Annotated in this window: 12 protein-coding genes; 8 read left to right on the top strand and 4 right to left on the bottom strand. The window is 61.2% G+C overall.

From position 1 onward, the window contains the following. Positions 1-23 precede the first annotated feature (23 nt). Genes KBA32_RS14575 through KBA32_RS14565 form a run of 3 tightly spaced genes read right to left on the bottom strand, consistent with a single transcriptional unit; the run spans position 24 to position 2,614 of the window. Positions 24-941, bottom strand: a complete 918-nt coding sequence (locus KBA32_RS14575) for a metal ABC transporter substrate-binding protein (protein ID WP_294360330.1) — start codon at positions 939-941, stop codon at positions 24-26. Between the two features lie 30 nt (positions 942-971). Beyond that, entirely contained in the window at positions 972-1,853 is an 882-nt protein-coding gene (locus KBA32_RS14570; RefSeq protein ID WP_294360327.1) for a metal ABC transporter permease, read from the bottom strand. Positions 1,854-1,858: 5 nt separating this feature from the next. Further along, positions 1,859-2,614 carry an ABC transporter ATP-binding protein gene (locus KBA32_RS14565; RefSeq protein WP_294360323.1) on the bottom strand — a complete coding sequence of 252 codons (756 nt, stop codon included), beginning with the start codon at positions 2,612-2,614 and terminating at the stop codon, positions 1,859-1,861. Between the two features lie 295 nt (positions 2,615-2,909). On the opposite strand from KBA32_RS14565, the gene tadA reads away from it, so the two are divergent. Together tadA and KBA32_RS14555 are read left to right on the top strand one after the other, a co-directional pair. Further along, the gene (gene tadA, locus KBA32_RS14560) at positions 2,910-3,371 is read left to right on the top strand and encodes a tRNA adenosine(34) deaminase TadA (protein WP_294360320.1); all 462 of its coding nucleotides are present in this window, start codon (positions 2,910-2,912) and stop codon (positions 3,369-3,371) included. A gap of 2 nt (positions 3,372-3,373) precedes the next feature. Further along, a complete protein-coding gene (locus KBA32_RS14555; RefSeq protein WP_294360317.1) occupies positions 3,374-3,856 on the top strand; it encodes a L,D-transpeptidase in 483 nt (160 codons plus the stop codon). Between the two features lie 11 nt (positions 3,857-3,867). Here the strand turns inward: KBA32_RS14555 and KBA32_RS14550 are convergent, their stop codons facing one another. Then, complete coding sequence (locus tag KBA32_RS14550) at positions 3,868-4,899, bottom strand: folate-binding protein (RefSeq protein ID WP_294360315.1); 1,032 nt, start codon at positions 4,897-4,899, stop codon at positions 3,868-3,870. Positions 4,900-5,095: 196 nt separating this feature from the next. Between KBA32_RS14550 and mltG the strand changes: the two genes are divergently transcribed. Genes mltG through KBA32_RS14520 form a run of 6 tightly spaced genes read left to right on the top strand, consistent with a single transcriptional unit; the run spans position 5,096 to position 9,605 of the window. Next, on the top strand, positions 5,096-6,097 hold the full coding sequence (gene mltG / locus KBA32_RS14545; RefSeq protein ID WP_294360312.1) for an endolytic transglycosylase MltG: 1,002 nt from the start codon (positions 5,096-5,098) through the stop codon (positions 6,095-6,097). After that, positions 6,094-6,726: a dTMP kinase gene (tmk, locus tag KBA32_RS14540; RefSeq protein WP_294360310.1), complete on the top strand. Its 633-nt coding sequence runs from the start codon at positions 6,094-6,096 to the stop codon at positions 6,724-6,726. Before mltG ends, tmk begins: the two co-directional genes overlap by 4 nt. Next, positions 6,723-7,754 carry a DNA polymerase III subunit delta' gene (holB, locus tag KBA32_RS14535; RefSeq protein WP_294360307.1) on the top strand — a complete coding sequence of 344 codons (1,032 nt, stop codon included), beginning with the start codon at positions 6,723-6,725 and terminating at the stop codon, positions 7,752-7,754. Before tmk ends, holB begins: the two co-directional genes overlap by 4 nt. Before the next feature lie 7 nt (positions 7,755-7,761). After that, positions 7,762-8,136: a PilZ domain-containing protein gene (locus KBA32_RS14530; RefSeq protein WP_294360304.1), complete on the top strand. Its 375-nt coding sequence runs from the start codon at positions 7,762-7,764 to the stop codon at positions 8,134-8,136. A 33-nt stretch (positions 8,137-8,169) separates the two neighbouring features. Further along, the gene (locus KBA32_RS14525; protein WP_294360302.1) at positions 8,170-8,952 is read left to right on the top strand and encodes a TatD family hydrolase; all 783 of its coding nucleotides are present in this window, start codon (positions 8,170-8,172) and stop codon (positions 8,950-8,952) included. After that, complete coding sequence (locus tag KBA32_RS14520; protein ID WP_294360299.1) at positions 8,949-9,605, top strand: ankyrin repeat domain-containing protein; 657 nt, start codon at positions 8,949-8,951, stop codon at positions 9,603-9,605. Before KBA32_RS14525 ends, KBA32_RS14520 begins: the two co-directional genes overlap by 4 nt. Positions 9,606-9,902: the final 297 nt, after the last annotated feature.

Here is a 9,902-nt window from a genome sequence, read left to right as displayed (position 1 = left end):
GGGGGCGCTCGCTGGCGGACAAGCTACTCCTTCAGCGCCTCGACAAGGGTCCGGGCGTTATGTCGCATCATCTCAAGGTAGGTCGCGGCCGGGCCGTCGGTCTTCGACAAGGCATCCGAGTACAGGGTGCCGCCGATCCGGGCGCCCGACTCCTGCCGGATGCGTTCGAGCAGGCGCGAGTCGGAGATGCTCTCCATGAACACGGCGGGAATCTTCTCACGGCGAATCTGTTTGATGATACGGCCGATGTCCGCGGCCGATGGCTCGGCATCCGTGTTCACGCCGACCGGTGCGATGAAGGAGATTCCGTAGGCTTGTCCGAAATAAGCGAAGGCATCGTGGGTCGTAACGACCTTGAGGCGGTCCTTCGGTATCTTCTTGAAGTTCTGGCGGACTTCGGCATCGAGCGCAGCGATTTCCTGTCTGAACTGATCGGCGTTCGCCTGATAGGTCGATCGTCCTTCTGGATCGATGTCGATCAGCGCGTTCCGGATGTTGTCGACGTAGCGGGCCGCATTAGCCAAATCCTGCCAAGCGTGCGGGTCGGACGGGCCGGCGTGGTCGTGATGATCGTGCTCATCACCGGACTCGCCGCGTGCGAGCGTACGGATGCCGCTACTTGCGGTGGTGACGCTGTCGCGGTAGCCGGAGGATTTGATCAGGCGATCGATCCAGCCTTCAAATCCGAGACCATTGACGACGACCAGTCTGGCTTTGGCGAGGGTCTTGGCGTCGGTCGGTGTCGGTTGATAGACGTGTGCATCCGCATTCCGGCCAACGAGGGTATGCACCTTGATCCGCTCGCCACCGACGCGCTGGGTGATGTCACCAAGAATACTGAAGCTGGCGACGACATCGACGGCGGCAAAGGCTTGGCCGGGGAGCGCGAACGCCGCGACCATCAGACAACGGGAGACGAAAAACTTGAGTCTTGAGGTCATGACCTCTCCTGTGAAGCGTCCGTCAATTGCTCAGCGCTCGAAATGCCAGCGCGGGCGCAACCGGGTCAGAACCGGACCTAGTGGGCCGATGATCATGGACAGGACATAAAGCCCGCCGAGCGTCAGCACAATGGCCGGCCCGGCCGGCAGGTTGACGTAGTACGAGAGCAGCAGTCCGACGATCGATCCGGAAAAAGCGATGACGATGGCCGTCAGCAGCAGGGCCACGATCTTGCCGACCCAGAAGCGCGCCGCGGCAGACGGCAGGATCATGATGCCGACCGCCATCAGGGTGCCGAGCGCATGGAAGCCGCCGATCAGGTTGAGGACCAAGAGAACCATGAAACCGTAGTGGGCGATCGGACTCAGCCGGCTGACGCGGGCGAGGTAGGTCGGATCGCAGCATTCAAGCACGATCAGGCGCAAGCCGACGGCGATGGCGACGATCGACAGCGAAGCGAAGGTCGCGAGCAGGAGCAGGGCGGCATCGTCAAGGGCCAGGACGCTGCCGAACAGCACGTGCAGGAGATCGACGCTGCTGCCGCGCATGGAAATGATCAGCACTCCGGCCGAGAGCGACATCAGGTAGAAGGTCGCCAGACTGGTGTCTTCCTTGATTACCGAATTGCGCGCGACGCCGCCGGCGAGCAGGGCGACAGCGATGCCGGCAACGAGTCCGCCCAGCGTCATCGCCGAGAGTGAAAGGCCAGCGATCAGGTAACCGATCGCCGCGCCCGGAAGTATCGCGTGCGAAATGGCATCGCCCGCCAGACTCATGCGGCGCAACATCAGAAAGACGCCAATTGGCGTCGCACCGAGCGAAAGCGCGAGGCAACCGGCCAGCGCGCGACGCATGAAACCGAACTCGATGAACGGCGAAATCAGCGGGAGATTGGCGAGCGTGTCGATCATCGTCGTCAATCGACGTGGCAGACCGGCGCGTGCGAGAAGTCGCCCTGCGCCTCGGCAAGACGTCGAGATCGCAGCAGGTTCTCTTCGCTGAGCACTTCAGCAGTTTTGCCATGGGCGATGGCTTCGCGCGCCAGCAGCAGTGTCTCCGGATACTCCTGGCGGACGTGTTCGAAGTCGTGCAGCACGCTGATCACCGTGCGCCCTTCGCCATGCCACTGGCGTACCAGTGCGGCGAGGTCGCGCACTGTATTGGCATCGATGGCACCGTAGGGTTCATCGAGCAGCACGAGCGGAGAATCCTGAAGGGTCACGCGCGCAAAACGGGCGCGTTGCAACTGGCCGCCGGAAAGTTGGCCGATCGGCCTGCCCTCGAGTCCGCTCAATCCGACTGCCGCGATTGCCTCATCGACCCGGTGTCGGGCGCGATGGCTGAATCCGCGGAACGCTCCAAATTCGGCCCACAGCCCCATGGCAACGAAGTCGTGCACAACGATGGGAAAGCTGCCGTCAACGGTCGATTGCTGCGTGAGATAGGCGATGTTCTCGCGCCTGACACCATCGAGGTGGATCTTGCCTTGCATCGGCCGCAGTTCACCGACGATAGCCTTCAACAACGTCGACTTGCCGGCGCCGTTTGGTCCGACGACCGCCAGCAGGCTACCCCTGGCAATTTCTCCCTTCAGGTGGTGAACCGCCGGGTGGCGGTTGTAGCCGAGCGTGAGGTTGTCGAACTCGATGATGGCGGACGTCGCAGACTTCATGAAAGCGCCCACCAGGTGGCACACCAGAGAATCGCCAGTGCGCCAACGGCCCAGAGCACGCGCGACTGCGCACTGGCGCAGAGGGGCGCGTTCGGACGGTGGTGATGCGGAACTGCTGCGTCTTGGGTCGGCGAGGGCATGAGCAATCAATAGCTCGCAATGGAAAGCGGCAATGCTGCCCGATCTGTTTGTCAAATGCAACCCGGTTGCACTAAGGACGTCGCATGGAAAGGCCAGTGCGCCAAGCGGCTCGGCATTCGCGTGGCTGGAATGGACGCTGGGTTAAAATCGCCGCATGGATGACGAATACTTCATGCGCGAGGCGCTATCGATGGCGCGTTCCGCCGAATGTCTTGGCGAGGTGCCGGTTGGCGCGGTTGTCGTGCGCGACGGGCTTATTGTCGGGCGCGGATTCAACTCGCCGATCGGCGAGAGCGATCCGACGGCGCACGCGGAGATCGCCGCCTTGCGCGACGCCGCGCGCAACTTAGAGAATTATCGCTTGCCCGGCTGTGAGTTGTTCGTGACTCTGGAGCCCTGTGCCATGTGCGCAGGCGCGATCCTGCATTCGCGGATCGCCCGCGTCGTCTACGGCGCGCGCGATCCAAAGACGGGCGTGCATGGCAGCGTCGTCGACTTGTTCGCCGTCGAGCGCCTGAATCATCACACACAGGTCGAGGGCGGCGTGCTGGCCGACGAGTGCAGCCGACTGCTCTCTGGCTTCTTTGCCAATCGGCGCGTCAGGAAAGCTCAATAGTCGTGCGCATCAGCATTTCACTGGCCGAACAGCGCTTGCGCTTACTTGACGACTGCGGGCGGGTCGTTAGCGCATACCCCGTGTCTACTGCCAGCAAGGGCGCCGGCGAAGAGCGCGGGAGTTATTGCACTCCGCGCGGCGCACATCTTGTCCGGGCCAAGATCGGCAAGGGGCTTGCGGCCAACACGGTCTTCGTTGCCCGACGCCCGACGGGCGAGTCATACACGCCGCAACTCGGCGAACAGTTTCCCGGACGCGACTGGATTCTCACCCGCATCCTCTGGCTTTCGGGCCGCGAACCCGGACGAAACCGTCTGGGTTCGGTCGATACCATGCGCCGTTACGTCTACATTCACGGCAGCCCGGACAGCGCGGAGATCGGAACGCCCGGGTCGCATGGCTGTATCCGCATGCGCAACGCGGATATCGTCGACTTGTTCGATCGGGTACCCGTCTATACGCCGGTCGAAATCACCGAGGATTAGGGGCTGGCGGCTTACTCAGCGGCCGGGTTGGCTCGAGCAATGATCGAGAAGCCCGTTCCGCCGGCTTCACCAAGCGTCAGGCCTGGTTGCTCGACGAAATTCTCCTGGATGACGGCAAGCGCATCGTAGCCGCCATCGGGTGACGGCGCCGCATTCGCGACCATGCCGCACGGGTGCTCCGGACTGTCCTGCGCGTAGATTGATGCACCCGCGGTCATCGCGGCACCCGCGTGAATGCGGTACAGGTGGCGCTTGACCTTGCCGAGGTACTGGGTACGGGCAACGATTTCCTGCCCCGGATAGCAGCCTTTATGGAAGCTGACGCCGCCGATCTTGTCGAAGTCGGCCATCTGCGGCACGAACGCCTCTTTCGTCGCCTCACAGATCAAAGGAATCCCGGCCTTGACGTCGAGCCATTGCCAGACGGGCGTCCCGACCGGCTTGGCGAGTGTCGACAAGATGGGCCAGAGCATCGATGCGGCAGTCGCAGCGACGACCAGAACGAAGCGGCTGCGGTCGAGCCGGATCACGGTCCCGGCATCGAAATGTGCACTGGCAAGCGGCGCACTTGGCACCGGCAGCCCGGCGGCGTTCAGCGCGGCTTCAGATGCCGGCCCGGACAGGCCGATGACTTCGTGTGCGCGGGTCAAATCCGTGATCTTGACCTTGGAACGCAGGACAAACATCTGTAACCGCTTTTGCGTCGCCGCGAGCAGATCGGCGGAAAGCAGCAGGCGATAGGCTTCGCTTGTCCGATAGTGCAGAAAACTCGCCTGCATCCGTCCCTTGGCCGTACACCACGCCGCATGCTGAGCCGCGTCCGGTGCGAGGTGATTAACGTCGCTCGTGAGTTGATTGTGCAGGAAGGATTTGGCGTCCTCGCCCGAACATTCGAGCAGGGACAAATTAACGAGCGGCGCCATGATCGTCGCTTCGCGGGCGCCGGCCAGTTCGACGGTTGGATCACCGAAATCCGTTACCCGTCCGTTATCGATTCTTGCGCCGCTTGCAACGAGATACTCCTGCCAGTTCGCGTTCATCATTTTCGTGTCCGTTTTGGAAGTACGTTCTGCCCGAGGCGATCGATTGATTCGCAGAAAGCGGCCTGCGTGTGACCTGACCGGGCTACGTCAGTTCATCCGCAGCCGTTCGCTAGCGGGGCTTTCGGCTATTATATCGCCACCGCGAAGAGGCCTTTCTTTCAACGCCTCCGTCATCACTTCCTGATTATGCCTCTCAATGCTCAGATTCCTTTCGACGCTCATCGTGTTGCTCGTGCTGGCGCTTGCAGCGGCGGGAGGCGCTTTGTTCTGGCATGTGAATTCGCCGCTCGTACTCAAGAGTGATCCGGTCGAGTTCCATATTGCACCGGGCTCGGGTTTGCGCGCAGCGGCGCGCGAGATTGCGACGGCTGGTGTCGGGATCGAACCGTGGGTATTGGTGATTCTCGGCCGTGGTCTCGGTGTCGACACTGCGATCAAGGCCGGGAGCTACGAGGTCACGTCGGGGATCACCCCCCTTGATCTGCTTCGAAAGCTGACACAGGGCGACGTAACCCAGACCGATATCACATTCGTCGAGGGGATGACCTTCCGGCAGATGCGTGATCGCCTCGATGCACATGCGGATATCCGGCACGACAGCAAGGGGCTGCCGGATCAGGAGATCCTCCGACTCCTCGGTGCTGGGGAGGGGGCTGCCGAAGGATTGTTCTTCCCCGATACTTACCTCTTTGCCAAGCAGAGCCGCGACCTTGACGTTCTCGCCCGGGCCTGTCGTGCGATGCAGAAGCATCTCGCGCGCGAGTGGGAGGGCAGGGCGTCCGGGCTGCCTTACGCAAATGCGTATCAGGCGCTGATCATGGCTTCCATCGTCGAAAAGGAAACCGGCCGCGATCAGGATCGTGCGATGATCGCTGCCGTATTCGTCAATCGCCTGCGCCAGGGCATGTTGCTGCAGACGGACCCGAGCGTCATCTACGGCCTTGGAGCCCGGTTCGACGGTAACTTGCGCAAGCGCGACCTGCTTGCCGATGGTCCCTACAATACCTACACGCGAACCGGATTGCCGCCGACTCCGATCGCCATGCCGGGGCTCGCCTCACTTCAGGCCGCCTTGCATCCGGCCCAAAGTGAGGCGCTGTACTTCGTCGCACGCGGTGACGGCAGCAGCCAGTTCTCGCGGACGCTCGATGAGCACAATCAAGCGGTCAATCGCTATCAGAAAGGTGGAAAACGTTGAGCGAGTCGAGCCGGAGGCAGGGAAAGTTCATAACCTTTGAAGGAATCGACGGCGCGGGCAAGAGCACGCACATTGAAGGGGTCGCCAATTTGATTCGCGCGCACGGCCTGAATGTGGTTTCAACGCGCGAGCCGGGTGGGACGCCGCTCGGCGAGAAACTCCGCGAACTGCTCCTGCATGAGCCGATGCACCTCGAAACCGAGGCCATGCTGATGTTCGCCGCACGTCGCGAGCATCTCGCGGTGGTCATCGAACCAGCCCTTAAGCGCGGCGACTGGGTCATCTGCGACCGCTTCAGCGACGCGACCTATGCCTATCAAGGCGGCGGCCGGGGCCTGGACAAGCGGAAGTTTGAAGCGTTGGAAGAGTGGGTTCACGGACACCTGCAACCGGACCTGACCTTCCTGTTTGATATCGCACCCGAAGTCGCCGGTCAGCGCATTGCAGCGCAAGGGCGCGAACTCGATCGATTCGAGCAGGAGAGAGCCGACTTTCATGATCGCGTTCGTGCGGCCTACCTGGAACGTGCCGCGGCTGCACCTCAGCGGATTTGCGTCATCAACGCCGACCAGCCCTTGGAAAAAATCAGGAATATAGTTGAAGAAAAAGTAATAACCATTTGTTTATGAATATTATTGACCTGCATGCAGAGGTTTGGGCTCGGCTGGATTCGCGTCGGGCCAAGCTGCCGCACGCGCTGCTCCTGTCAGGGCAGCGCGGGATTGGCAAGTTCGACCTGGCGCGGTGCTTCGCCGAGTCACTGCTGTGTGAAGAACCGACAGCAAAGAACGAGGCCTGCGGAAGCTGTCCGGCATGCGGTTGGCTGGCACAGGGGAACCACCCGGACTTTCGCCTGGTTCAACCGGACGCACTCGCCGCTGATGACGACGAAGCAAGCGAGACGGGCGGAAAGAAGAAGCCCAGCCAGCAGATCACCATCGACCAGGTTCGTGCCTTGGACGATTTCCTGCACGTCGGGACGCACCGGCACGGCGCGCGCGTGGTGCTCGTCAATCCGGCCGAAGCGATGAACCGTTCGACGGCAAACTCTCTTCTCAAATCACTTGAAGAACCGACCGCAAGCACCCTGTTTATATTAGTTTCCAGTGAGCCGGAGCGACTCCTGCCGACGATCAGGAGTCGCTGTCAGGCGATCGTTGTTCCGCAACCGGATCGTGCGCGCGGCGCCGAGTGGCTGCGCCAAGCCGGCGTCGGTGACGTTGAGCATTGGCTGGCGCTCGCCGGGGGATCACCGCTCTTGGCGGTCGAACTGGGTTCCAGCGAGGAACGTGTGCTGCTCGACGCGTTGATCGCCGAACTGGCACGCGGTGGACGACTTGATCCGCTGTCGGCGGCTGCGTCGCTCGACCGTGTCGTCAAAGCCGAAAAGCGGCCGGCGCCGCTCAAGCGATTGGTCGAGTGGTCACAGAAATGGCTGTATGACCTCGCTTTGGCGTGTGAGGGGCAACCGTTGCGCTACTTCGGGTCACAGGCCACGACGATTCAGCGTCTGACGGCCAGCACCGGCACTGCCAGCGTATTGGCCTTCAACAGGAAAACGCTACAATACCGGATGCATTGCGAACAACCTTTGAATAGCCGTCTGTTTCTCGAAGAATTCTTCATGAGTTACGCGGCGATGTTCCGGACTACCTGAGGCGGATATGGCTGAAGCCACTGATGCAAAACCTGCCGTTGCGCCCCGTCCGAGCGTTCTGTCGCTGAACATCAACTCAAAATCAGCGCTCTACGCCGCTTACATGCCGGTTCTCAAGAACGGCGGAATCTTTATTCCAACGACGCGCAGCTACAACATCGGCGATGAGGTCTTCATGCTGCTCTCGCTGATGGATGACCCGGCCAAGCTACCGATCGCCGGTACCGTCGTCTGGATCACGCCGGCCGGTGCGCAAAACAGCAAGGCGCAAGGCATCGGCGTGCATTTCAAGAACGACGAAAGCGGCGTCGATGCGCGGCGCAAGATCGAAGGCCTGCTCGGCGGCGTCATGCAGTCGGCACGTCCGACGCACACGATGTAATCCTCCCGAAGTACGTTTTGTGAATTGCCGCCGATGCTCGTTGACTCACACTGCCATATAGATCTCCCCGAACTCGCCGCCAATCTACCGCAAGTGCTCGGACTGATGCACGACAACGACGTGGGATGCGTCATGTGCATCGGGGTCACGCTCGAAGATTTTCCGCGTGTGCGCTCGCTTGCCGAGTCGAATCGGACAATATTCGCCTCGGTCGGCGTACACCCGGAAACGACCGATGTTCGCGAGCCGTCGATCGCCGATCTGGTCGTGCTGGCGCAACATCCGAAGGTCATCGCCATCGGCGAAACCGGCCTTGACTACTACTGGCACAAGGATGCGCCGGAATGGCAGCGTGAGCGCTTTCGCGTTCATATCCGCGCCGCGATCGAAGCCGGCAAGCCGCTCGTGGTGCATAACCGCGACGCAACTGCCGACACCTTGCGCGTGATGGCAGAGGAACGGGCCGGGCAGGTCGGCGGCATTCTCCATTGCTTCACGGAAAGCTGGGAGGTCGCGGAAGCCGCGCTCGACCTCGGTTTCCACATTTCCCTGTCCGGTATCGTCACCTTCAAGAACGCACTGGTCGTAAAGGAGGTCGCACGGCGCGTTCCGCTCGACCGCCTGCTCATCGAGACTGACGCGCCGTATCTTGCGCCGGTCCCGTATCGCGGCAAGCTCAACCAGCCCGGCTATGTCAGGTACGTTGCTGAAGAAATCGCCAAGCTTCGCGGTATTTCCTGTGAAGAGGTCGCCTCGGCGACGACCGAGAACTTCTTTCGTCTTTTCCCCCAAGTTCGGGAGGCTATCCAGCCATGAAACCCATCGTTTTCATTTTCGCCCTGTTGTTGCCACTCTTTGCCAATGCCGGTGCCTACGAGGACATGGAGGAAGCCATGATCCGGCAGGACCCGTCGGCCATCATCGATCTGCTCAAGCGCGGGGTCGATGTGAATACCGTCGATCGCGAAGGAAACACGCTTCTGGCTCAGGCGATCAAGCGCGATCTCCCGGACGCGGTGGATTACCTCATGGCGCATCGTGCGCGCCTGAATCCCCGGAACAAGCACGGCGAGACGGCGATCAGCATTGCCGCTTACAACGGCAGAACGGCGTACGTGAAGAAACTGGTGGAGGCGGGCGCCGAGGTCAATTACTACGGTTGGCCACCGCTCTCCTACGCTGCGTATAACGGACACCTGGAAATCGTCGATTACCTGTTGAGGCGCGGCGCCGAAGTGAATGGCAAGACGGGTAATGGATCGACCGCCCTTTTTTTCGCCGCGCGCTTCGGCCACATGGAAGTGGTTCAATTGCTCCTGAAGAATCAGGCCGACCCGACGGTCGAAAACGAGAACGGCGAAACAGCCGTTGACTGGGCGCTGAAAAGTGCCAATACGGACATCGAGGCGATCCTGCGCGAAGCGGGCGGGCGTTCAGGCAAGAAGGTCGTGCTGGACGTAGAAAAGTAAGCGAGCCGTTGGCAACGGTGTAATTCTATTTCGCAATAGAAACGGCATTATTGATCCGGCGCGATAATGTTTGAAGTCCGTTCGCCCTGAACTTGTCGAAGGGGGGGGCGGGCTTCGACAGGCTCAGCCCGAACGGGAGTTGAGACCTCTTAGTGCCGGATCAATAATAATCCAATCCCGGGCGGTCATGCTCTGGACGCGATCCGGTGCGTCCTCGAGGCTGCGTAGCGCACTGACGAGTTGATCTTCAAGGGCATCGATGCTGTCGAAGACGCGGTTGTGGAAATGCTTTTCTCG

Origin of the sequence: Propionivibrio sp. (assembly GCF_017995515.1) — a bacterium.
In the GTDB taxonomy this organism is placed as follows: Bacteria; Pseudomonadota; Gammaproteobacteria; order Burkholderiales; family Rhodocyclaceae; genus Propionivibrio.
Note: the sequence above shows the minus strand (reverse complement) of the source record. Positions and strands in the feature narration are given on the sequence as shown.

Coding starts and splice junctions, on each gene's coding strand:
- mltG (WP_294360312.1), top strand. CDS start 5,096: ATGCTCAGATTCCTTTCGACGCTCATCGTGTTGCTCGTGCTGGCGCTT.
- KBA32_RS14550 (WP_294360315.1), bottom strand. CDS start 4,899: ATGATGAACGCGAACTGGCAGGAGTATCTCGTTGCAAGCGGCGCAAGA.
- KBA32_RS14525 (WP_294360302.1), top strand. CDS start 8,170: ATGCTCGTTGACTCACACTGCCATATAGATCTCCCCGAACTCGCCGCC.
- KBA32_RS14530 (WP_294360304.1), top strand. CDS start 7,762: ATGGCTGAAGCCACTGATGCAAAACCTGCCGTTGCGCCCCGTCCGAGC.
- KBA32_RS14520 (WP_294360299.1), top strand. CDS start 8,949: ATGAAACCCATCGTTTTCATTTTCGCCCTGTTGTTGCCACTCTTTGCC.
- KBA32_RS14565 (WP_294360323.1), bottom strand. CDS start 2,614: ATGAAGTCTGCGACGTCCGCCATCATCGAGTTCGACAACCTCACGCTC.
- KBA32_RS14570 (WP_294360327.1), bottom strand. CDS start 1,853: ATGATCGACACGCTCGCCAATCTCCCGCTGATTTCGCCGTTCATCGAG.
- KBA32_RS14575 (WP_294360330.1), bottom strand. CDS start 941: ATGACCTCAAGACTCAAGTTTTTCGTCTCCCGTTGTCTGATGGTCGCG.
- tadA (WP_294360320.1), top strand. CDS start 2,910: ATGGATGACGAATACTTCATGCGCGAGGCGCTATCGATGGCGCGTTCC.
- holB (WP_294360307.1), top strand. CDS start 6,723: ATGAATATTATTGACCTGCATGCAGAGGTTTGGGCTCGGCTGGATTCG.